Origin of the sequence: Proteiniborus sp., from assembly GCF_040308045.1 — a bacterium.
Lineage (GTDB): Bacteria > Bacillota > Clostridia > Tissierellales > Proteiniboraceae > Proteiniborus.
Map to the genome: position 1 here is coordinate 17,342 of NZ_JAWRHZ010000046.1, position 22,720 is coordinate 40,061.

General features: G+C 31.2%; 24 protein-coding genes. All 24 read left to right on the forward strand.

All coding sequences use genetic code 11. The annotated features are described in order from the left end of the window. Positions 1-198: 198 nt before the first annotated feature. The 24 genes from ABV008_RS09530 (at position 199) to fliY (ending at position 22,718) form a co-directional block, all read left to right on the forward strand. Positions 199-720, forward strand: a complete 522-nt coding sequence (locus ABV008_RS09530; protein WP_352419588.1) for a peptidylprolyl isomerase — start codon at positions 199-201, stop codon at positions 718-720. A gap of 198 nt (positions 721-918) precedes the next feature. Next, a complete protein-coding gene (locus tag ABV008_RS09535) occupies positions 919-2,445 on the forward strand; it encodes a YifB family Mg chelatase-like AAA ATPase (RefSeq protein ID WP_352419589.1) in 1,527 nt (508 codons plus the stop codon). A gap of 21 nt (positions 2,446-2,466) precedes the next feature. Beyond that, complete coding sequence (gene dprA, locus ABV008_RS09540; protein ID WP_352419590.1) at positions 2,467-3,561, forward strand: DNA-processing protein DprA; 1,095 nt, start codon at positions 2,467-2,469, stop codon at positions 3,559-3,561. A gap of 71 nt (positions 3,562-3,632) precedes the next feature. Beyond that, positions 3,633-5,717, forward strand: coding sequence for a type I DNA topoisomerase (topA, locus tag ABV008_RS09545; protein WP_352419591.1), 2,085 nt, complete (start codon positions 3,633-3,635; stop codon positions 5,715-5,717). Between the two features lie 243 nt (positions 5,718-5,960). Beyond that, positions 5,961-6,746, forward strand: a complete 786-nt coding sequence (gene codY, locus ABV008_RS09550; RefSeq protein WP_352419592.1) for a GTP-sensing pleiotropic transcriptional regulator CodY — start codon at positions 5,961-5,963, stop codon at positions 6,744-6,746. 274 nt (positions 6,747-7,020) lie between these two features. Next, the gene (flgB, locus tag ABV008_RS09555; protein ID WP_352419593.1) at positions 7,021-7,425 is read left to right on the forward strand and encodes a flagellar basal body rod protein FlgB; all 405 of its coding nucleotides are present in this window, start codon (positions 7,021-7,023) and stop codon (positions 7,423-7,425) included. 2 nt (positions 7,426-7,427) lie between these two features. Then, on the forward strand, positions 7,428-7,868 hold the full coding sequence (flgC, locus tag ABV008_RS09560) for a flagellar basal body rod protein FlgC (RefSeq protein WP_352419594.1): 441 nt from the start codon (positions 7,428-7,430) through the stop codon (positions 7,866-7,868). Between the two features lie 12 nt (positions 7,869-7,880). Further along, complete coding sequence (fliE, locus tag ABV008_RS09565) at positions 7,881-8,174, forward strand: flagellar hook-basal body complex protein FliE (RefSeq protein WP_352419595.1); 294 nt, start codon at positions 7,881-7,883, stop codon at positions 8,172-8,174. Between the two features lie 29 nt (positions 8,175-8,203). Then, positions 8,204-9,748 carry a flagellar basal-body MS-ring/collar protein FliF gene (gene fliF, locus ABV008_RS09570; protein ID WP_352419596.1) on the forward strand — a complete coding sequence of 515 codons (1,545 nt, stop codon included), beginning with the start codon at positions 8,204-8,206 and terminating at the stop codon, positions 9,746-9,748. 10 nt (positions 9,749-9,758) lie between these two features. Continuing rightward, positions 9,759-10,766 carry a flagellar motor switch protein FliG gene (fliG, locus tag ABV008_RS09575; protein WP_352419597.1) on the forward strand — a complete coding sequence of 336 codons (1,008 nt, stop codon included), beginning with the start codon at positions 9,759-9,761 and terminating at the stop codon, positions 10,764-10,766. Beyond that, complete coding sequence (locus tag ABV008_RS09580) at positions 10,759-11,487, forward strand: FliH/SctL family protein (protein ID WP_352419598.1); 729 nt, start codon at positions 10,759-10,761, stop codon at positions 11,485-11,487. The genes fliG and ABV008_RS09580 overlap by 8 nt, the downstream gene beginning before the upstream one ends. 5 nt (positions 11,488-11,492) lie before the next feature. Continuing rightward, positions 11,493-12,821, forward strand: coding sequence for a flagellar protein export ATPase FliI (gene fliI / locus ABV008_RS09585; RefSeq protein ID WP_352419599.1), 1,329 nt, complete (start codon positions 11,493-11,495; stop codon positions 12,819-12,821). A 25-nt stretch (positions 12,822-12,846) separates the two neighbouring features. Continuing rightward, complete coding sequence (gene fliJ, locus ABV008_RS09590) at positions 12,847-13,284, forward strand: flagellar export protein FliJ (protein WP_352419600.1); 438 nt, start codon at positions 12,847-12,849, stop codon at positions 13,282-13,284. A gap of 12 nt (positions 13,285-13,296) precedes the next feature. Then, a complete protein-coding gene (locus ABV008_RS09595) occupies positions 13,297-14,520 on the forward strand; it encodes a MotE family protein (protein WP_352419601.1) in 1,224 nt (407 codons plus the stop codon). 33 nt (positions 14,521-14,553) lie between these two features. Continuing rightward, the gene (locus ABV008_RS09600) at positions 14,554-15,987 is read left to right on the forward strand and encodes a flagellar hook-length control protein FliK (RefSeq protein ID WP_352419602.1); all 1,434 of its coding nucleotides are present in this window, start codon (positions 14,554-14,556) and stop codon (positions 15,985-15,987) included. An 11-nt stretch (positions 15,988-15,998) separates the two neighbouring features. Further along, on the forward strand, positions 15,999-16,424 hold the full coding sequence (locus ABV008_RS09605; RefSeq protein ID WP_352419603.1) for a flagellar hook capping FlgD N-terminal domain-containing protein: 426 nt from the start codon (positions 15,999-16,001) through the stop codon (positions 16,422-16,424). After that, positions 16,411-16,797 (forward strand): TIGR02530 family flagellar biosynthesis protein, encoded by a 387-nt coding sequence (locus tag ABV008_RS09610; RefSeq protein WP_352419604.1) that lies wholly within the window; start codon positions 16,411-16,413, stop codon positions 16,795-16,797. Before ABV008_RS09605 ends, ABV008_RS09610 begins: the two co-directional genes overlap by 14 nt. 81 nt (positions 16,798-16,878) lie before the next feature. Next, complete coding sequence (locus ABV008_RS09615; RefSeq protein ID WP_352419605.1) at positions 16,879-18,336, forward strand: flagellar hook protein FlgE; 1,458 nt, start codon at positions 16,879-16,881, stop codon at positions 18,334-18,336. Between the two features lie 61 nt (positions 18,337-18,397). Beyond that, positions 18,398-18,595, forward strand: coding sequence for a flagellar FlbD family protein (locus tag ABV008_RS09620; protein ID WP_352419606.1), 198 nt, complete (start codon positions 18,398-18,400; stop codon positions 18,593-18,595). 16 nt (positions 18,596-18,611) lie between these two features. Further along, positions 18,612-19,397, forward strand: coding sequence for a flagellar motor protein (locus ABV008_RS09625; protein ID WP_352419607.1), 786 nt, complete (start codon positions 18,612-18,614; stop codon positions 19,395-19,397). Then, the gene (locus ABV008_RS09630; RefSeq protein ID WP_352419608.1) at positions 19,397-20,143 is read left to right on the forward strand and encodes a flagellar motor protein MotB; all 747 of its coding nucleotides are present in this window, start codon (positions 19,397-19,399) and stop codon (positions 20,141-20,143) included. Before ABV008_RS09625 ends, ABV008_RS09630 begins: the two co-directional genes overlap by 1 nt. A 14-nt stretch (positions 20,144-20,157) precedes the next feature. Then, entirely contained in the window at positions 20,158-20,574 is a 417-nt protein-coding gene (locus ABV008_RS09635; RefSeq protein ID WP_352419609.1) for a flagellar basal body-associated FliL family protein, read from the forward strand. Between the two features lie 13 nt (positions 20,575-20,587). Further along, complete coding sequence (fliM, locus tag ABV008_RS09640) at positions 20,588-21,583, forward strand: flagellar motor switch protein FliM (RefSeq protein ID WP_352419610.1); 996 nt, start codon at positions 20,588-20,590, stop codon at positions 21,581-21,583. After that, on the forward strand, positions 21,576-22,718 hold the full coding sequence (gene fliY, locus ABV008_RS09645; RefSeq protein ID WP_352419611.1) for a flagellar motor switch phosphatase FliY: 1,143 nt from the start codon (positions 21,576-21,578) through the stop codon (positions 22,716-22,718). The genes fliM and fliY overlap by 8 nt, the downstream gene beginning before the upstream one ends. The last annotated feature ends 2 nt before the right edge of the window (positions 22,719-22,720 follow it).

The following is a 22,720-nucleotide window of genomic DNA, read 5'->3' on the forward strand; positions in this document are numbered from 1 at the left end:
AATAATAAAAAAAGACAATGTCGCTATTTGACTATTGCCCAAGGAATAATAATATTGAAAGTAGGGATAATGTATTTTATATAATTATATTTATCATAATTAAAATTTTTTGTTTATTTATTTGTTTCAAAATCCATGAAAACAATATATAATAATATATGCTGTATATACATATTTTATAATAATGGGAGGATTAAGATGAGTAATAAACCTATAGTAACCATAGAAATGGAGAGCGGAAATATTATTAAGGTAGAATTATATCCGGAAATAGCACCAAATACTGTAAGAAACTTTATTTCACTAGTAAAAGAAGGCTACTATGATGGGCTAATATTTCATAGAGTAATTCCTGGTTTTATGATACAGGGAGGTTGTCCTCATGGAGCTGGAACTGGCGGACCAGGCTATTCTATAAGAGGTGAATTTAAAAGCAATGGATTTGAAAACAATTTAAAGCATGAAAGAGGAATTATTTCTATGGCTAGAGCTATGATGCCAGATTCAGCTGGTTCTCAATTTTTTATTATGGTAGAGAAAGCACCTCACTTAGACGGTGAGTATGCAGCTTTCGGAAAGGTTATTGAAGGCCAAGAAGAAGTAGATAGAATTGTAAATGTTAAAAGAGACTATAGCGATAAACCTTTTGAAAATCAAACTATAAAAAAAGCTACAGTTAATACTTTTGGTAATGATTATGGTGATGTTGAAAAGATATAGGAGTCAGACTGCCCTTAGAAGTGGCAGCTTTTTTATTTTTAATAAGAAAGTCAATAATTATATTTATCAATTAAATTATCAGAATATTTGAAGGAATAATAAACTTAGTATTGAATTATACATAAATATAGAATAAACTAAAATATGACAATTATTCTGATATATTTTTTTATTACTAAATAAAGAGGAGAAAACCATATGCTATCTAAAGTTAAAACCTGTTCCCTACAAGGATTAGATGGTTCTATTGTAGAAGTAGAGACCGACATTTCTCGTGGGCTTCCTATGTTTAGCATAGTAGGTCTACCAGATATCTCTATAAAAGAGTCAAAAGATAGAGTAAGAACGGCTATAAAAAATAGTGGATTTGATTTTCCTTTAAGTAGAATAACTGTAAATCTTGCGCCTGCTAATACTAGAAAAGAGGGTTCTCAGCTAGATTTATCTATAGCTATCGGAATATTAGCTGCTATGGAAGTTGTTAAGCATAGAGTCTTTGAAGATACTTGTTTTATAGGTGAGCTATCTTTAGATGGTAATATAAGCAGAGTCGATGGCGCATTGCCAATTACTATTTCCTTAATGGAACAAGGAATAAAAAGAATAATTATACCTTTTGACAATAGAGATGAGTGTAGCGTAGTTAAAAACATTGATATTATTCCTGTAAAAAACATAAAAGAATTAGTTCTGTTTTTAAATGGTGAATTAGTAATAGAATCATATACATCTTCAAATGCTCCAATAGTTGAAGAAGATTATAGCTACGATGATTTTGCTGATATAAAAGGCCAGCAAGCTTTGAAGAGGGCCATGGAAGTAGCTGCTGCTGGCCATCATAATGTGCTGATTCTTGGTCCGCCTGGTTCTGGGAAAACTATGGCTGCAAGAAGGCTACCATCTATTTTACCAAAGCTCACTTTTGAAGAATCTTTAGAAATCACTAAAATATATAGTATTGCTGGACTATTAAATAATAAGCCTTTTATTAGTAATAGACCCTTTAGGGCACCACACCATACAACTTCTTCTATTTCATTAATAGGAGGAGGAAGAATTCCAAAGCCAGGGGAAATATCTCTAGCACACCACGGCATCTTATTTTTAGATGAATTACCTGAGTTTTCTAAGAATGTAATTGAAGTTCTTAGACAGCCTATGGAGGATGGAATAGTTACGATCTCTAGAGTAAATGCAACACTAACTTATCCTACGAAGTTTATGTTAGTTGCTAGTATGAATCCCTGTCCATGTGGTTATTACGGCGATCCGGTTCATCAATGCAGTTGTAGTCAAAAAAATATTGAAAGATATCTAAGTAAAATTAGTGGACCTTTGTTAGACAGAATAGATATTCATATTGAGGTAACGCCTGTAGCTTATAGTGACTTAGAGGAAAATAGCTGTAAATCAGAATCATCAAAAGAGATTAGAGCAAGGGTCAATAAAGCAAGGCTATTACAACTAAATAGATATAAAAATGATAATATTTTTTCTAATTCTCAGTTATCTACAAAAGATATTAATAAGTATTGCAAGCTAGACAGTAAAAGCAAAAAGCTTGTAAAAGAAGCCTTTGAGAGGCTTGGGCTTAGTGCTAGAGCGTATAATAAAGTGCTAAAGGTTGCAAGAACAATTGCTGACCTAGATGGAAAGGAAAGTATTGAATACCAGCACTTAGCGGAAGCTATTCAATATAGAAGTTTAGATAGAAAATATTGGTAAAATCTTTAAGGGTGGTCTATTATGGATAATAGAGATACATTAATATGGCTTACAAGTATTGAAGGAGTAAGCATTAAAACAATAGACATATTGGAAAAGCACTTTGGAGAGCTATCATTTCTCTGGAGCATAGATTCTAAGGAAATTATGTCTATAAAAGAAATTAACGATAAAACAAAATATAATATTATTAGGAATAGAAATGACTTATATTACGAAAACTTATTAAAAAAGATAAGTGATTGTAAAGCAAGTGTGATAACATATTATGATGAAGACTATCCAAGTGGGCTTAGATTTATTAATGATTGTCCAAAAGTTCTATATGTCAAAGGTAAATTGCTTCACGAAGATGCAACTGCTATTGCCATTGTCGGTGCAAGAAAATCAACAGTTTATGGAAGATGGGTAGCAGAAAAAATAACTTGTGAACTTGCAAAGTTAGGAATTACTTTGGTAAGTGGAATGGCTAAAGGAATAGATACACAAGTGCATGTTAGCTCATTAATTAGTAAAGCAAGGACAATTGCTGTTTTAGGATGTGGGGTAGATGTGGTTTATCCAAGATCAAACAGGGAATTATATAATAGAATCCAGGACAATGGTTGTATCATTTCAGAATTTCCTTTAGGAACTCAACCTTTGCCTTATAATTTCCCGCAGAGAAATAGAATTATTAGCGGACTTTCTTTAGGAGTAGTGGTAGTAGAAGCAACAGAAAAAAGTGGCTCATTGATAACAGCCCATCATGCTATGGAACAAGGTAAAGATGTATTTGCAGTTCCAGGTAATATAAATAGTATTTTTAGTAGAGGAACCAATCTTCTTATTAAAGATGGTGCAAAATTAGTTATGTCAGTTGAAGACATTATTGAGGAAATACCATGTCTACTTGAAAGATATTCAAATCTTAATGTTAAAGCAGAAATAGATTATAATCAATTTAGTGACGATGAAGTAAAGATATTAAAATGTATATCGGAAAAACCTATACATTGTGATTTAATAACTTATAGGACAGGTATTAATATTATTGAATTAAATAGCATTCTTACAATTCTAGAAATGAAAGGTGTTATAAAGCAACTACCAGGGAGGATTTATACTATTAGATAATATAGTTTAATAGATTTTAATTATTATTTTTGATATAATAACATGCATTATGATATTCGGAGGTGGAAGTTTTGGCAAAGGATTTAGTTATAGTTGAATCACCTGCAAAAGCTAAAACTATATCGAAGTTTTTAGGAAAAAAATATGAGGTTAAGGCCTCTGTTGGGCATATTAGAGATTTACCTAAAAGTAAACTTGGGATAGATATAGATAATAACTTTGAACCAGAGTATATTACAATTAGAGGAAAAGGACCCATAATTAAGGAGCTGAAAAATGAAGCAAAAAAAGCAAGAAAAATATTTTTAGCTACAGACCCCGATAGAGAAGGAGAAGCTATTTCTTGGCATCTATCAACTATTCTAGACTTAGAAGAAACAGAAAAAAATAGAATAGAATTTCATGAGATTACAAAAAATGCTATACAAAATGCTATTAAGAATCCAAGACCTATAAATAAATCATTAGTAGATGCGCAACAAGCAAGAAGAGTACTAGATAGGCTAGTAGGGTATAAAATTAGCCCTTTACTTTGGAAAAAGGTAAAAAAAGGACTTAGTGCAGGGAGAGTTCAGTCAGTTGCTACTAAATTAATATGTGATAGAGAAAAAGAAATAGAAAAATTCGTACCAAAAGAGTATTGGTCATTGGATGCTGTATTAATGAAAAACAAAGCTAAGTTTAAAGCTTCTTTTTATGGAGAGAAAAAAGATGATAAGGAACAAAAGATAGAATTAAATACAAAAGAACAGGTAGATGAAGTAATTTCTATTATTAAGAATGAAAAATTTATTGTTCAAGATGTAAAAAAAGGAAAGAAAAAAAGAAACCCGAGTCTTCCATTTACAACTAGTAGCCTACAACAAGAAGCTTCAAGACGCATTGGTTTTTCAACAAAAAAAACTATGATGATAGCTCAACAATTGTACGAAGGTGTTGATATTGCTGGAGAGGGAACTATAGGTCTTATTTCATATATTAGAACTGATTCCACAAGGATTTCTGAAGAAGCTAAAAATAATGCTAATGAGTTTATTAAAAATGAATTTGGAGAAAAATATTTAGGAGCATTCAACAATAACAAGGTAAAGAAGAAGAAAGAAATTCAAGATGCCCATGAAGCTATAAGGCCAACCTCGGTGTTTAGGACACCAACAATAGTAAAAAATTCACTAAAAAATGATCAATACAAACTTTATAAATTAATTTGGGAGCGTTATGTGGCAAGCCAGATGTCTCCAGCTTTATACGAAACCCTTACTATTAAGATAAGTGTTAAGGACTATATTTTTAAGGCAACAGGATCTAAAATTGTTTTTGAGGGCTTTCTAAAGGTCTATAATTCTTCAGAAGATGAAAAAGACGTATTGCTACCAGAATTAGAAATGGGAGAGGAACTTGTTCTTAAAGATATAGTTCCTCAACAGCATTTTACGCAACCTCCTCCAAGATATACCGAGGCCTCACTAGTTAAGACCTTAGAAGAATTAGGAATTGGTAGACCAAGTACTTATGCACCCACAATAAGTACAATACTAAGCAGAGGATATGTAATACTTGAAAAAAAGGTTTTTAGACCTACTGAGTTAGGAGTTGTAGTTACAGATTTACTAAAAGAATATTTTAAAGGTATAGTTAATGAAGAGTTCACAGCAGAGATGGAAAAACAGCTTGATAATATTGAAGAGGAAAATATAGATTGGAAAAAGGTTATTGAATATTTTTACAAAGATTTTGCAAAGGAATTAGAAATAGCTGAAAAGGATATAAGCAAAATAGAAATACAAGATGAAGAGACAGATGTGATATGTGAAAAATGTGGTAGGAATATGGTGATAAAAATGGGCAGATATGGTAAATTCCTAGCTTGTCCCGGATATCCTGATTGCAAGAATACAAAACCAATAAACCAAGAGATAGGTGTAAAATGTCCTGAGTGTGATGGCGACATTGTTGAGAGGACATCTAAAAGAGGTAGAAAATTTTATGGATGTAGCAATTATCCTGAATGCACTTTTGTTTCTTGGGATAAACCAATTAATGAACAGTGCCCAAAATGTAAAGGTATTTTAGTGGAAAAAAGAACTAAAAAAGCTAATGAAAAAAAATGTATTAACCAGAAATGTGGTTTTGTCGAAACGATTAAGGACAAATAATAATTAATTAAAGTAAGCTATCTTTTAAACGCTAAATATGTTGAAATATTACGAAAAGTGTGATAACATTTTAATTGCTCTGACGGTCTAAAAAGTAGTGATAAAATTCTCAAAAAAACTAAACTATAAAAAATACATTTTGATGTTAATTATTACTTTAATATTATTACAAGGATACAAATAGAAAAAGAGTGTTTACTGCGTATAGAGAAACTTAAGATTATATTTTAAAGGAGGATTTAAATGAGTGAAAGTTTATTAATGAAGACTAGAAGATTGAATAAAATACTGCAAAATACTGGATCTCAACCAGTATCTTTTACAGAATTAAGCAAGGTTTTATCGGATATTCTAGATGCAAATATCTATATTTCTAGTAGAAAAGGAAGGGTTTTAGGATTTGCATTACACGAAGGCTTTGAATGTGGCATACTTCACAATGAGGTCGTAGAAGAAAGAAGATTTCCTGAAGACTATAATAACGAGCTATTAAAAATAACAGAAACAAATGAGAACATAAAAGAAATTTCTGAATGTGTGTTTGACCAGGTTTCTAGTTGTGATTATCAAGATAAGATTACTACAATAATACCCTTAGTAAGCGGGGGGACAAGGTTAGGAACACTAGTGTTGGCAAGATTCGGGAGAGAGTTTTCAGAGGATGATTTAGTTTTGGCTGAATATAGTGCTACTATTGTAGGAATGGAAATCCTTAGATCTAAAAACGAAGAAATAGAAGAAGAAGCTAGAAAAAAAGCTGTAGTTCAAATGGCTATTGGTACGCTCTCCTATTCTGAGTTAGAAGCAATAGAGCATATATTTAATGAATTAGACGGTACTGAAGGCTTATTAGTAGCTAGTAAAATTGCAGACAGGGTAGGTATAACTAGGTCAGTAATAGTAAATGCTTTAAGGAAATTTGAAAGCGCAGGTGTAATCGAATCTAGATCATTAGGCATGAAGGGAACGCATATTAAAATTCTAAACGATAAGCTTTTAGAAGAGCTTAAAATATTAAATCAAAGTTGATAGTTTTCTATCGGCTTTTTTTATTATCTATTATTAGATTAATACCAGGGAAAGTTAAATACGACAACAATCATGGGTCTTAGGGACTAAATCAGTAAATCTAAAGAAAAATTTTACCAAATAGAAGGAAAAACGAAAACTAAGTAGAATTAATAAATATTATGTTAAAAAAACAATAATATTAGGTTAAACACAAGAATGAATGCTATATAATCGACATTATGTTACAGAATGCGAACTATGTGGTATAGTTTCTTTAAAAGGTGGTATTTTTATGATAAACAAAATGTTTGACACATCAGATTTTCTAAAAAAAGCACTTGATGGTTCTTCGCTAAGACATGCTGCTATATCTAATAATATAGCTAATGTTAATACGCCTGGCTATAAAAGAGTGACAGTTGAGTTTGAAAATTTACTTAAAGATGAATTAGAAAAGAACAAGCTTAGACTCAATACTACTAATGCTAAACATATTGGAGGAAACTTAGGAAATACACCGTATTCAACAATTAGAACTCATAATAATATAGCAGTAAGAAGAGATGGTAATAGTGTAAATATTGATGTGGAAATAGCAGAAAGAGCTAAGAATGAAATCTATTACAATGCTATTAGTAGGCAAATATCTAGACAATTTGATGCAATAAATTCAGTCATAAATGAAGGAGGTAGATAGTTTTGAAAATATTTAACACTATTGATATTAGTGCTACAGGCATGACTGCTGAAAGGACTAGAATGGAGATAATTTCAAAGAACATTGCTAATGCTAGTGTCACAAGAACTAGTGGTGGAACGCCCTATAGAAGACAGATGGTGGTATTTAAACAAAATGAGGCAACACCATTTTCAAATTGCTTATCAAAGTATTCTAATAAACTTTTAAATGCTAAAGGTGTGAAAATTTCTGCAATAATAGAAGATAAGACACCTTTCAAACAAATTTATGAACCTGGGCATCCTGATTCAGATAGTAATGGGTATGTACAAATGCCAAATGTTGATATAACAACAGAGATGGTAGATATGATTTCTGCTACCAGGGCCTATGAAGCTAACATGAGTGCCATTAGTTCAGCAAAAAATATGGCTATGAAAGCTTTAGAAATAGGACGTTAATGGAGGATAATTATGAAAATAGAAAAATTAAGCAATACATTTACCGAAAATAATAAAAAAATATTAGGAAAGCAGCTTGAAAATAAAACTGCATTCAATGATTTTTTAAAGAATGCACTAGATGAAGTAAATCAATTACAAACCGAATCCGAAAGTTATACAAAGCTATTAGCTTTGGGTCAAGTTGAAAACATCCATGATGTTACAATAGCATCAGAAAAAGCCAAGATTGCACTTCAAATGACTCTTGCCATTAGAAATAAAGTAGTTGATGCATATAAAGAAATCATGAGAATGCAAGTTTAATATCAACCGGTAAGAAATGAGGTGATTTGGTGGGAGAATCTATACAGCAAATGAAAAGGCAATTGACTGACCTTTGGAGTAATTTGGAAAAGAAGAAAAAGGTAAAACTTATAGTGGGGAGTATAGTTTTAGTATTTGGAATTACAGCACTAATTCTTTTTGCTACAAGAACTAAATATGAAGTTCTATTTAACGGTTTAAATCCTAGAGATGCAGGGGCAGTGACGAAAGTTCTTGATGAAATGAATATCAAGTGGAAAGATGAACAAAACGGAACCACCATTTTAGTACCACAAAACATGAAAAGCAGAGCAAAAATGGAATTAGCTACAGAAGGAATACCTAAAGGTAGATATAGTCAGGAAGACGCATTAAATGATTTAAGTTGGACTATGACTGAATATGATAAAAAGCAGAGGGCGAACTATGGATTAGCAAATGATTTAGCTATGGATATCGAAAAAATCGATGGAGTTGAAGAAGCGTCTGTTTTTTTGAATATACCTGAGAATACGAGTTATGTATTGAACGATAATGAGAAACCTTCAGCATCTGTATTTATTACTCTCGCGGGTAATAGAACACTTTCTACAGAACAAGTAAAAGGAGTTCAAGATCATGTAGCAAAGGCAATAGGTATGGATGCAGAAAATGTTTCTGTTGTAGACGATACAGGAAGGGTTTTAACAGTTACAAATGAAAACCAAGAAGATTTTAATTTAACAGAGCAGTTAAATTTTCAACAAAGTCTTCAAGAGAGAATTAATAAAAGTATAAAAAGCTTTCTTGAAAGTGTTTTTGGATATGGTAATGTTGTAGTAAGGTCGGGAGTAAAAGTTAATTTTGATAGTGAAATGACAAACATTCTAGAGTTTAGTCCACCTGTTGAAGGTATGGAAGAAGGATTAGTACGTAGTATGGAAAAAATTGAAGAACATATGACAAACACTCTTGAAGGTGGTGTACCAGGAGTAGATTCAAATGTAGAAGATGTTACTAATTATGTCCAGCAAGAAGGAGAAAACTCAAAATATGATAAAGCAAGCGAAACTATAAATTTTGAGTTAAATGAGATAAATAAGCAAATTAGAAAAACTCCTGGTCAAGTTGAATCTTTGACTGTGGCAATAATACTAAATAAAGGTTCATTGCCAGAGGGAGAACTTACAGACGATCTTAAGGAAGAACTTTCTGATCTTATATTTGCTGCAACTGGTCTTGATACAAAGCAAGTCGAAGTAAGTGCAATATCATTTAATGATGGATTTTCAGCTCAAAATAGCATTAATGAAGACGTAAAGAATGGAGCTCCATCTTGGCTTAAATATCTAATATTTGGACTTGCAGTAGCAGGTGCTTCAGCAATAATAACAATAATAATATACAGAAGGAGAAAACAAGAAGAAATTGATATAAATGAAATGATTGAGCAGAAGGCCAATGAAATGGCTATTATCGAAGACATTGATTTCGATTCTGAAAAATCTAAAGTTAAAGAACAGATAAATAATTTTGTTGATAAAAAGCCTGATGCAGTAGCACAGCTTTTAAGAACTTGGTTAAATGAAGAATAGAGGTGAAATTATGTCTATAAAACAATCTATGAAGGGTAAAGAAAAAGCAGCGATTCTTTTAATAACTCTAGGACCACAGAAATCTGCTGAAATTTTCAAACATTTAAATGACGAAGAAATTGAAGAATTAACCCTTGAAATAGCAAACATGAGAGTTGTTTCACCTGAAGAAAAAGAGAGTGTATTAGATAGTTTTTATCAACTATGTTTAGCACAGGAATACATATCTGAAGGCGGTATTAATTATGCAAAAGATGTTTTAGAAAGAGCACTAGGATCCCAAAAAGCTGTAGATGTAATAAATAAACTAACGGCTTCTTTACAGGTTAGACCTTTTGAATTTGTTAGGAAGGCTGATCCTAATCAAATACTTAATTATATCCAAAATGAACATCCTCAGACTATTGCATTAATCTTAGCATATCTAAGGCCTAGTCAATCTGCACAAATACTAGCAAAGCTGCCTACAGATAAGCAGGCAGATGTAGCTAGAAGAATAGCTGTTATGGATAGAACTTCACCTGAGGTAATAAAAGAAATTGAGCGTGTAATTGAAAGTAAGTTTTCTACTTTGGTTTCTCAAGATTTTACTACTGCTGGAGGAATATCTACAATTGTATCTATACTTAATTCTGTTGATAGGGGTACTGAAAAATATATAATGGAAGAGCTTGAAGTTAAGGATGCAGAATTGTCCGAAGAAATCAGAAAGAGAATGTTTGTATTTGAAGATATAGTTACCCTTGACAGTAGGTCTATTCAGAGATTTGTTAGAGAAATAGATAATAGCAGATGGTCTGTTGCTCTTAAGGGAGCAAGTGAAGAAGTTAAAGATGTTATATTTAATAACATGTCTAAACGTTTAGTGGAAATGATTAAGGAAGACATGGAATTCATGGGACCTGTGAGACTTAAGGATATCGAAGAAGCTCAACAGAACATTGTTAATATAATTAGAAAATTAGAGGAAGAAGGAGAAATAGTTACACCGAGAGGAGGAGATGAGGTAGTTGTCTAATATTATTAAATCCTCTCAGATCAGAATTATTGATACACCTCTCATGATAAATACTGAAGAAGAAAAAGAAATAAGTTTAAATGATAAAATTGCAGAAGCAAAAGTATTAGCAAACGAAATAATAGAGAAAGCAAAAAGAGAAGCAGAAAATATTATACTAGATGCTAGCAAAGAAGCAGAAAAAGTACTTGAGGATACCCATTCTCATGTAAAAAGTATTTTTGATTCTGCCAATGAAGATGGATACAAAAAAGGGTTTCAAGAAGGTTATGATGATGGAAAAGAAAAATCCGATGCCTTAATTGTAGAAGCAAATAAAATTAAGGGAAATTATCTAAAAGAAAGAGAAGAAATTCTTTCGAATATTGAAAAAGATGTCATATGCTTAGTAATGTCCTTGTGTGAAAAAATATTAAATCAAAAACTTGAAAATGATAAAGAAGCAATAATTTCAATAATTTTAAAGGGAATCGATAGTCTTAATGTAAAAGAAAATTTAATAATTAAAGTTTCTAAAGAAGATTATGACATTGTAGAGATGTCCAAGCAAAGAATATTGGCAATGGCAAATTTGATTGAGGATATTCAAATACGTGTGGATTCAAACCTATCAAAAGGAGGCTGCATCATTGAAGGCTCTAGGGGAATAGTTGACGTGAGCTTGGACTTGCAGATAGAAGAAATGAAAAAGTTATTGACTACTTTACTTAATAGCGAGTGATAATCATGTGTAATATTAACATTAAGAAATACTTAGATATTCTAGACACTGTAGAATTTATGAAATACAATGGTGAGATTACAAAGGTAACAGGTCTAACTATTGAATCAAAAGGACCACAATCCAAAATAGGAGAGTTATGTTATATAATACCTTTTAATTCAAGTGAGCCTATTATGGCGGAGGTAGTAGGATTTAGAGATGATAAAATTTTATTGATGCCATTTGGTGATATGGAAGGTATTGGTCCAGGAAGTAGAGTTGTTGCGAGTGGACATTCACTGCAAGTAAATGTAGGCGATGAGCTAATAGGAAGAGTTTTAGATGGATTAGGAAATCCGATGGATGGAAAAGACCCTATAGCAACAATCAAGCAGTATCCTGTTTCAAATATACCTCCTAATCCGCTAGAAAGAACTAAAATAACTAAGATTATGCCACTAGGTATAAAATCGATAGATGGTTTATTGACATGTGGAATGGGGCAAAGAATTGGCATATTTGCAGGAAGTGGTGTAGGTAAGAGTACTTTAATGGGCATGATTGCTAGAAATGCAAAATCTGATATAAATGTTATTGGATTAATTGGGGAAAGAGGCCGAGAAGTAAGGGAATTTATTGAAAACGATTTAGCAGAAGATGGATTAAAAAATTCAGTTGTAGTAGTAGCTACATCAGATCAACCTGCACTTGTTAGAATGAAAGGAGCTTTGTTGACTACTGCAATTGCAGAGTATTTTAGGGATAAGGGGAAGAATGTAATGCTTATGATGGACTCTTTAACAAGATTTGCTATGGCTCAAAGGGAAATAGGACTTGCTATTGGAGAACCTCCAGTCACCCGTGGATTTACCCCATCAGTATTCTCAATATTACCTAAACTTCTAGAAAGAGCAGGCACTTCATCTTCTGGCAGTATAACTGGACTATATACAGTATTAGTTGATGGAGATGATTTAAATGAACCAATTACTGATACAGCTAGGGGAATACTTGATGGACACATTGTTTTAAATAGGAAGCTAGCAAATCAAAATCATTACCCTGCAATAGATGTACTACAAAGCGTGAGTAGAGTAATGCCTAGCGTATGTTCGAAAGAACATATTCTTATGTCAAACGCAATTAAAGATATTCTAGCAACCTATAGAGAATCAGAAGATTTAATAAACATAGGAGCTTATAAACTAGGCTCTAATCCTAAGATTGATAGAGCAATAAAGGTAATTAGCTTAATTAACGATTTTTTGAAACAAGATAGTGACTCCAATTTTTCTTTTGATCAGGTAATCGAAATGCTAGAAAACATTACTGTTAATTCTAATACTAACTAGATTTGATTGATAAGGAGCTGATATTTTGGCAAAGTTTAATTTTAGATTAAACAAGGTATTAGAATATAGGGAAAAAATAGAAGAGATTAATAAAAACGAGTATGGTAGAGCAAAAAAAATACTAGATGATGAGGTTGTATTACTTGAGGGAATTTTATCACATAAAGAGAGTGTAAATTATGAAAGAGATAAAATAACTTTAAATACCACAATAAATGATTTAAGGAATTATAATAGATATTTAGAGAATGTAAAAGATAAATTAATCGAGCAAAAAACATTAGTTGAAAAAGCACAAAAAGATGTTGAATCTGCCAGATACAAGCTAATAAGTTCATCTATTGACAAAAAAACACTTGAAAATTTAAAGTCTAGGGATTTAGATAATTATTTATACAAAATGAAAAAAGAAGAAGAAAAAATTGTTGATCAAATTGTTTGTTATAAAAGCAGTATGAAATAGTGAGGGACAAAGATGCTTAAAGAGAAAAAGAGCAAAGAAATATTCAAGATTATATTAATATTTGTTTTAGTTTTTACTCTAATACCTATTACAGTTTTTGCGTTAGTATATTTTTCAAATAACAATTTTAGAGAATCCACCAACGAATTCCTTAGGGATAGACCAGGAGTAGTGGGAGAGTATTTTAGTAAATATCCTACTGAGAGTGAAAAGGCAGAAAAGGAGACTTATCTTGCCAACTACTATCTTTCAATAAATGAAGAGAGTTCTGCTGACAAGCTATACATCATAAAAAAGTCAGATGAAGGCTTATTTAATAATGTTATTAAGAGAATGAACCAAAAATCCTCAACTAAGACTAAGGATATAATCAAATTAGTTAGGAATATTGAACTTAGAAAAGATTTACTCCATACTATATACGAAGAAATAAAATCTGAGCATGAAATTGCTCTAAACGAAGAACTGAAAAATCTAGAAGAACTAGAACTAAACCTAGCAATAGAAGAAGTAGAACTGATGGTTGAAGAAGGCAGGGATGGCAAAGAGTTGGGTAAAATCTTTACTAATATGAAAGAAAGTAGAGCTATTGATATTCTTTACTATATGAATCCTAATGCCAAAAATAAAATAATCTCTCATATTGAAACAAATAGAAGGAAAAAATTTAATTTGTTTTTGCTTCAAAAAGAAAAAAGAGAATATGAATTGGAACAATGTTCAAAGGTATATGAAGTAATGGACACGGAAAAGGCTTTTACTGAAATAGGAAATAGTGAAAAATTCAAAATAGATGAATTATCTAGTATTTATATGGGGCTTAGTATCAAGAAGGCTTCTGATATTTTAATTAATTCAGATGATGAGTTTGCGAATCAGTTGATAACTGGGATTGAAAAGCTAGAAGAGCTTACTGACCAAGACGAGTCAAGAGCTGTAAAAATTATTGAAGCAATAAGCTTTAAGAAGCAATATGATAAAAAAATATCTGAGCTAGTAACTTTATATGAAAAAATGGAATCAACTGATATTGTTGAAATAGTAGAGAAAATGATGGTGAACAAGAACAGTGTTACTATATTTGAAATTGATGATAACCCAATTTATTCTATATCTGATTCATCCATAATTATGGACGTATTAAAAAATATGAAGAAGCAAAAAGTATCACAGGTTTTAAGTATTATGGATACAAATAAAGCAGCTGAAATTACTAGACAGTTTGCTGTTCAATAATATAAACATGGTATTGAAAGGAGGTGAAAAAATATGAAAACAGATTTATTGCAGTTTATATCAAGTAATTATAATTCAAAAGAGACAATTGAAAAAGGAAGAAAGTATGAAAAGCCTAAGAATACATCTTTCGACGATATTTTTAGTCATAAAAGACAAGGAGCTAATCAATTAGATTCAAGTAAGAATGATAACTTGAATTCTTGTAATGTAAAAAATCAAGTAGTTAAGGCAAAAGAAACTAGAGATAAAGAAAGAAACATAAGAGAACAGTATAAGCTGAAAAGCGAAGATACTAATAATAGTAAATTTGAAATTAATAAAAAAGCAGAAAGCATAGAACAAACTACTGAAGAAAATGGCAATTCTCTAGATAATCTTAATAAAGATGGTAGAGAAGTAATTTTAAATTGCTGTTTTACTCCTTCAATACCAGAAGTAGTAAACTCTAATGAAGAGTTGTTAATAAAAGAATCAGTTACTAGAAATGCTAAAGCTAGTATTCCTGAATTAACATTAACCGAATTAATTACTGATATAGACACTGAACAGGGGTTTGATTTTGCCTTAAACGACTATGAATCAAATTCTGATTTTACTCAAAACTTCCAAACTCAGCCAAGACAAAGCATTATAGAACTACAGCAAGAAATAGAAGTAACTAAGAAAGAAGATGTAGAACTAGAAAATATCCTATTAGATGAAACACGAGATCACAAATTAGTATCTTTAAATCAAAGCAATATTGAAAAAGTTCAAAATGAAGATTTAAATACTAGTTCTTTGGTAAAGTTTTATTTTAATGATGTTATTGAGGATGAAGAAAAAAATAAAATAGATAATAAAATAGATAATAAAATAGATATTATAAGTGATGTTACATTTGAAGAAGAATTTGACTCAGAAAATACTGATAATTTCAAATTACAAAATATTTTTACGCGCTTTAGTAATAATACACAGAGCAATATTCAAAAAAATATAAATAATACATTTGAGTCTATAGTTATTAAAGAAGAGCCTGTTTTTCTCAATAAAGAAAACATCTTTGAACAAATAGTAGAGAAAGTAAAGGTTGACATTGACAAAACAGATGAAATAAGAATAAAACTAAAACCTGATTTCCTTGGGGAAGTATCTCTTAAAATTTCTACTGAAAAAGGAATAGTAACTGCTAAAGCCTACGTTGAAAATTTTAACATCAAGCAACTTATCGAATCTAATTTAAGCAATCTAAGAGATAGCATGAAAGAGCTTGGAATTAATTTTGAAGCATTAGATGTTTCGGTTGGTAAAGACTCAAGCTTTGAAAAAAACAATTCTCAAGCTTGGAAACAAGAACAGAGAGTTCGTGTCAAAAAACAAAAGCTTGAAGGGATACCAGTAATGTCTACTTATGTAGAAGATATGAATTCTATGGTTGGAGGTTTGTATTCAAGCAATGGAAATATTGATTTAATTGTATAGGTGGTGAAACCATGAGTGTAAATAAAGTAGACGATACTAATCTTTGGTATAAATTTGGAGATAAGAAAGAAGAAGTTGCAAATACCAATTCTAATGGGATGTTAGGGAAAGATGCTTTCTTAAAACTATTAATTACGCAGCTTAGAAACCAAGATCCTTTAAATCCCATGGAAGATAAAGAATTTATAGCACAAATGGCTCAGTTTAGTACATTGGAGCAAATGCAAGAGCTAAACAAGAATGTACGAGCTTCACAAGATGAAATGTTAGGTGTTTTAGATAAGCTAAATGAAAATCAAGTTATGGGTAGTGTTCAAATTATTAAAGAGCTGATGAATATAAGAAAAGCTATAGAGGCTTATACGGGAGAGTCGGTAGATAACCCAGATGAATTACTAGGAGAAACACTAGGAGATGATAGTGTTGAACAAGGTTGATATTCAAAGTATTAGTTATAAAATTTTGCATAATAACAATCTAAAGCAGGGGCAACAAGTTCATCACAATGTTCCAAAAAACAATTTTGAAGAATTACTAAAAATAGAAGAGCAAAGGCAGAATATTAAGTTTTCTAGACATGCAGTAGAAAGAATGCGGATTAGAAATATTAGTTTAGACAATATGGAACTAACAAAGATAGAAGAAGCAATTGATAAAGCTACAAAAAAAGGTGTTAAAGAAGCTTTGATATTGATGGATGATAAAGCATTTATAGCAAGTGTCAAAAATAAAACTATTGTTACTACTGTAAGTAAGGAACAGCTTAAAAATAATATATTCACTAATATTGATGGGGCTATCATTATATAACTGGACCTTTTTAAGGAAGTTATTTATGTCTGACTGATAGAAGACATATAAAAAATAGCCTAAAAAGGAGGAAAATTTACTATGATGAGATCAATGTACTCTGGAGTTTCTGGACTCAGAGTTCATCAAACAAAGATGGATGTTATTGGAAACAATATAGCAAACGTAAATACAGTTGGTTTTAAGAGAGGACAAGTTACCTTTCAAGAAGTTTTTAGCCAAGTAGTTAGAGGAGCTTCAGCACCTCAAGGAGGAAAAGGAGGAACTAACCCACAGCAAATAGGCTTAGGAGTTAATATTGGTTCAATAAACACAGTACATACAAAAGGAGCAGTTCAAAGAACAGAAAATCCAACAGACTTAATGATAGATGGTGAAGGTTTCTTTGTAGTCTCTGATGACGCTAATTTTGAAAACAAGTTCTACACAAGGGCAGGTAATTTTGAATTAGATAGAGATGGAAACTTAGTAACTGCAGATGGATATAAAGTTTTGGGATACAAGTTTGATGGAAATGGCAACTGGACAAGTGAAATAAGTCCAATAACTATTAATAAAACAGAGACAGTGCCACCTACAACTACACAGAATGTTGAGATGAGGGGAAATCTAGATTCAAGGATGACATTGCCATATAAGATAGTTGAAGTACCTGGTAAAACAATAGGAGATGCTCCTACTTATAAACTTGTACTAGATCCAGATGGATTTCACAAAACAGATACTATAATAAGAGATAGTCTTGGAAATGGCTATAAAGTAGAGTTTGAGATATTTAAAGTTATTGAAGCAATTAATGATGATACTATTGATGCTAATTATTTTGAAAATGGAGAATGGAAAAAAGAAGTAACAGATTTTACAAATAAAGAGGATGCTGAAAATGCTATAAAACATGTCACAGGGAAGTGGAAGTCTCGAATAATATCTATTAAGCCTTTAAATGGAGAACCACCTATTAAGCCTGTGGATGATAGTTTTCATGATTTGACATTTAGCAATAGTGGAGAACTTACCAGTGGAGCTAATCTTAGTATAGAAATTAAAGAACCGCAAGTAGGTTTTGGTAAACCAAATGGAGCTGGCAGTTATGATAATAAAGTTGAATTTGACTTTTCTAAACTTACCCAATATGCAAACGAAGCAGATGCAAAACCACATGCGTTAAACGGTAATACTGCAGGGAATCTAGATGGGTTTGCTATAGATGCTACAGGCACAGTTATAGCTAGCTTTACTAATGGTGAGAAAAAAGCATTGGGACAAGTTCTTCTTGCTAAATTTGATAACCCAGCAGGGCTACAAAAAATAGGAAACAATTTCTTCATAGACACTAGAAACTCTGGAGAACCTCAAATTGGTAAAGCTGGTACAAGCGGATTTGGAGATATGGCTCCAGGCTCACTTGAAATGTCAAATGTAGATTTATCATTAGAATTTACTGAAATGATTACTACTCAAAGAGGTTTTCAAGCAAATTCAAGGATTATAACGACGTCAGATGAGATGCTACAAGAATTAGTTAATATGAAAAGATAATAAATAATAATTTTTACCTAGGCAGAAATTACTGCCTAGGTAAAGAAAAAAGGATGGTTTTATGATTAGAGTCAGCAGATTGAATAATACAGAATTCGTACTTAACTGTGAACTTATAGAATACATAGAAGAAACTCCTGATACAGTTATTACATTAACTACAGGAAAGAAGGTTGTTGTGAAGGAATCTGCAGAAGAAATAATTAAAAAAATAATTGAATTTAAAAATAGCATTTATATTTACAGATTTAAGGAATAGAAAAGAGGTGTGACTAATGGATTTAGCAACAATCATTGGTTTTCTAGTTGGAACTGCTTTTGTTGTTTGGGGTATATCGTTATCAGGTAGCCTTATGAACTTTTATGACTTTTCGTCAATTGTTATAGTTTTAGGTGGTGCTACAGCCGCTACTTTTATTAGTTATCCTTTAAAAAAAGTTATTGGCTCCCTTAAAGTAGTAAAACATGCCTTCACTGTACAGCCTTTAAATCCTAGCGGAGTAATTAGCCAGCTAATTGAACTTTCTAATCTTGCAAGAAGAGAAGGTTTGTTAGCATTAGAAGAGGCTGGCGAAAGAATAGAAGATGAATTTTTAAAAAAGGGTATTATGCTAATAGTAGATGGCACTGATCCTGAATTAGTGAGAAATATTCTAGAAACTGAATTAGCTTTTTTAGAAGAAAGGCATAGAGAAGGTCAAAGTGTATTTGAATCTATGGGTAGCTATTCTCCTGCATTTGGCATGATAGGAACACTTATTGGACTTATTAATATGCTTAAAGACCTTGATGACCCATCAACCGTTGGACCTAGCATGTCTCTGGCGCTAGTAACTACTTTTTATGGTTCTCTTTTAGCAAACTTAGTATTTATACCTATAGCCAATAAACTTAAAGGCAGAAGCAGTGAGGAAATCTTAGTTAAAGAGCTAATGGTAGAAGGACTTCTTTCTATTCAAGCAGGTGAAAATCCAAGAATAATTGAAGAAAAACTAAAGACTTTCTTATCACCAGAAATGAGAAAAGATTATAAAAAAGGGCTTGAAAGTGGTGAGGCGTAGTGAGAAAAAGAAAACAAGAAGAAAATAAAGGTACACCAGAATGGATGCTTACATATAGCGATTTAGTAACTCTGCTTTTATGCTTCTTTGTGTTATTATTTTCTTTTTCTGAAATAGACGCACAAAAATTCAAAGCTATAATGCAGTCTTTCCAAGGTTCTTTAGGAGTAATGCCTGGTGGTAAAACTATTCAATCATCTCCTTACATAAGTACTAGTAATCTTCCTGAAGAGTTGACAACAAAAGAATTAGAAGAATTAGAAGACTTTAAAAAACTTATGGCATTAATAGAAGAATATAGTGAGAATGCAAATCTAGACAATAAAATAGTGGCTCATATTGATGAGAGAGGATTAGTAATAAGAGTTTTAGACAATGTTTTTTTTGACTCAGGTAAAGCTGATATTAAGCCCAAAGCAAAAGAAATCTTAATTTTTTTAAGTGAGATTTTGAATAAAGATGAGTTTAAAGACAAGCAAATTAAAATTGAAGGACACACTGATTCAGACCCTATTATTGTCTCTAATTCATTCCCTACAAACTGGGAGCTGTCTGTTATCAGAGCTGCTAATGTTTTAAGATTTTTAGTTGAAAAACAAAATATTTCAGGCGACAGAATTTCTGCTGGAGGATATAGCTATTATAGACCTGTAGCACCAAATGATACACCTGAGAACAAAGCTAAAAATAGGAGAGTAGACATTGTTATTTTAAAATCAACAGTTAGTCAAATAGAACCTAACTAAAAGGAGTTAGAAAAATGAGTACAAAAAAGATTTTACTAATAGCTTTAATATCATTTATTATGCTTTTGCTATTAATAGGTGCGGTTTTTTTGCTAGTTTCATATAAAAATAATATAGCGCAAAACAAAGCTGTAGAAAATTTTTATTATGAGATTGACGAAATGTACTGTAATTTAAAAAATAGTAACAAAATCATTAAAATGAAAATGACTATTGAATTAACAGATGAAAAAATTATTGATGAGCTTAATAATAGAAATTTTTCTATTAAACATGAGATCAATACTATTATGGCAAATAAAACTGAGGATGATTTAGAGGGAAAAGAAGGGTTATTAGCACTTCAAAGTGAGATAACTAACAAATTAGCTGAAGTATTTAGCACTAAAGGTATTACAAAAGTTTACTTTGAAGAAATTATTGTTCAGTAGGGAGGTAACAATATTGGCTGAAGTTTTATCACAAAACGAAATAGATGCCCTACTTAATGCTTTAAGCACTGGAGAAGTCGATGTTAAAGAAATCAAGGATAATAGTTTTGAAAAGAAGGTTAAAAAGTATGATTTTAGAAATCCTCAAAAAATAGCTAAAGATCAGTTGAGAACTCTGGAGATCATACACGATAATTTTAGTAGGCTTCTACAGACTTTTTTATCAGGATATTTAAGGGCTCCAGTAAAAGTTTCTGTATTAACAGTAGATCAATATGCATATAGTGAGTTTACAAATGCTATATCAAATCCTGCTTTTCTTTCACTTATTGATTTTGAACCTTTAGACGGACAGATTATTGTTGATATTTCAACTAATATTGCATTTACAATTATTGACCGTTTATTAGGTGGTAATGGGGAAAAGCCAGTAGATATAAGAAGTTTCACAGAGATTGAAATAACTCTTCTTAAGAATATGATGAAGAGAATTATTGGTCTTATAGCACAGGCATGGGATACTGTCATTATATTAACACCTTCACTAGATAAAATTGAAACAAACTCTCAGTTTGCACAAATTATTTCTCCGAATGAAACAATAGCATTAATTACTATGAATTTATCAATTGGGGAAATTGAAGGATTGATGAATATATGTATTCCTCATATTGTATTAGAACCTATTTTAGAAAAATTAAGTACAAAATTGTGGTTTTCTACAACTAAAAAAGAGGCAACTGACATAGATAAAGAAATTCTTCGTAAGAGAATAAAGAATACCTATATTAATTTAAATGTAAACATAGGTTCAACTAGAATCACAATAGGTGATTTAATTAACCTTCAAGAAGGTGATGTTGTCATGTTAGATGATATGGTTGATGGTGAGGTTTGTATAAATTTGGGAACTCAAATAAAATTTTATGGGAACCCTGGTGCTAGTAAAAACAAAGTTGCAGTTCAAATAACAAGAGTTCAAAGGGACGGTGATGTAATCGATGACTGATAACATGCTAAGTCAAGAAGAAATTGATATGTTATTAAAAGGAAACTATGATAATGTTGAAGAAGATATGATAAATGAAATTGAAAAGGATGCATTGGGTGAAATAGGAAATATTAGTATGGGTACTGCGGCAACAACTTTATTTACGCTTTTAGGGCAGAAAGTAGTTATTACCACACCTAAAGTATCTATAACCACAATAAGAGAAATATCTGAACAGTATCCAATACCTTTTATAGCTGTTAACGTTAAGTATAAGCAAGGATTAAAAGGAGCAAATTTATTAATATTAAAGAGTCATGATGTTAAAGTAATTACTGATTTAATGATGGGGGGGACAGGTAGAAACGTTGACAGAGATATAAATGAAATGGATATAAGTGCAATTAGTGAAGCTATGAATCAGATGGTTGGATCATCGTGTACATCTTTATCAGAACTATTTTCTAATCTTATAGATATTGATCCACCAAAAGCTTTTCAGATTGATTTAAAAGAAGGAAACTTTGATATTGATATTTTTGGATATGATGAACCTATAGTAAAAGTTTCTTTTAAAATGGTAGTAGGGGATTTAATTGATAGTGAAATTATGCAACTAATACCACTAAATTTTGCACAAGATATGGTAAATCAGCTTATGGGAAATAATGAATCTACAGAAACAAATATTGATGTTAGTGTTGAAAACGAAATGTTAACTTATATAGATGATAATAAACCAAAAGAATTAACTACAGATGAAAATAACAAATCTTTTAAACAAGCATTTTCTCAAATTAATAACTTAGATAAAGAGAATAATATTAAACATGATCCTGTAAATGTAAAAAAATATGAGTTGCAGCAATTTGATACAAATGAAAATAAAGCTTATAATGAAAGTATAGAGCTAATTCAAGAAATTCCTATAGATATTACTGTTGAACTGGGAAGGACTACCAGAAAAATTGGTGAAATTCTTGAATATGGTCCAGGAACTATAATTGAATTGGACAAGCTTTTAGGAGAAGCATTAGAAATCTTTGCAAATGGAAAGTTTATAGCAAAAGGCGAAGTTGTAGTAATTGATGATAATTTTGGTGTCAGAATTACTGATATTGTTAGCCCATCTAAAAGAATAAGCAAAAATTAAGG

Excerpts from the sequence above, each read along its gene's own strand:
- dprA (WP_352419590.1), top strand. The coding sequence starts at position 2,467 with ATGGATAATAGAGATACATTAATATGGCTTACAAGTATTGAAGGAGTA.
- ABV008_RS09615 (WP_352419605.1), top strand. The coding sequence starts at position 16,879 with ATGATGAGATCAATGTACTCTGGAGTTTCTGGACTCAGAGTTCATCAA.
- ABV008_RS09530 (WP_352419588.1), top strand. The coding sequence starts at position 199 with ATGAGTAATAAACCTATAGTAACCATAGAAATGGAGAGCGGAAATATT.
- ABV008_RS09535 (WP_352419589.1), top strand. The coding sequence starts at position 919 with ATGCTATCTAAAGTTAAAACCTGTTCCCTACAAGGATTAGATGGTTCT.
- ABV008_RS09605 (WP_352419603.1), top strand. The coding sequence starts at position 15,999 with ATGAGTGTAAATAAAGTAGACGATACTAATCTTTGGTATAAATTTGGA.
- ABV008_RS09600 (WP_352419602.1), top strand. The coding sequence starts at position 14,554 with ATGAAAACAGATTTATTGCAGTTTATATCAAGTAATTATAATTCAAAA.
- fliE (WP_352419595.1), top strand. The coding sequence starts at position 7,881 with ATGAAAATAGAAAAATTAAGCAATACATTTACCGAAAATAATAAAAAA.
- codY (WP_352419592.1), top strand. The coding sequence starts at position 5,961 with ATGAGTGAAAGTTTATTAATGAAGACTAGAAGATTGAATAAAATACTG.
- ABV008_RS09620 (WP_352419606.1), top strand. The coding sequence starts at position 18,398 with ATGATTAGAGTCAGCAGATTGAATAATACAGAATTCGTACTTAACTGT.
- fliG (WP_352419597.1), top strand. The coding sequence starts at position 9,759 with ATGTCTATAAAACAATCTATGAAGGGTAAAGAAAAAGCAGCGATTCTT.
- ABV008_RS09595 (WP_352419601.1), top strand. The coding sequence starts at position 13,297 with ATGCTTAAAGAGAAAAAGAGCAAAGAAATATTCAAGATTATATTAATA.
- fliI (WP_352419599.1), top strand. The coding sequence starts at position 11,493 with ATGTGTAATATTAACATTAAGAAATACTTAGATATTCTAGACACTGTA.
- ABV008_RS09625 (WP_352419607.1), top strand. The coding sequence starts at position 18,612 with ATGGATTTAGCAACAATCATTGGTTTTCTAGTTGGAACTGCTTTTGTT.
- fliY (WP_352419611.1), top strand. The coding sequence starts at position 21,576 with ATGACTGATAACATGCTAAGTCAAGAAGAAATTGATATGTTATTAAAA.
- ABV008_RS09635 (WP_352419609.1), top strand. The coding sequence starts at position 20,158 with ATGAGTACAAAAAAGATTTTACTAATAGCTTTAATATCATTTATTATG.
- flgB (WP_352419593.1), top strand. The coding sequence starts at position 7,021 with ATGATAAACAAAATGTTTGACACATCAGATTTTCTAAAAAAAGCACTT.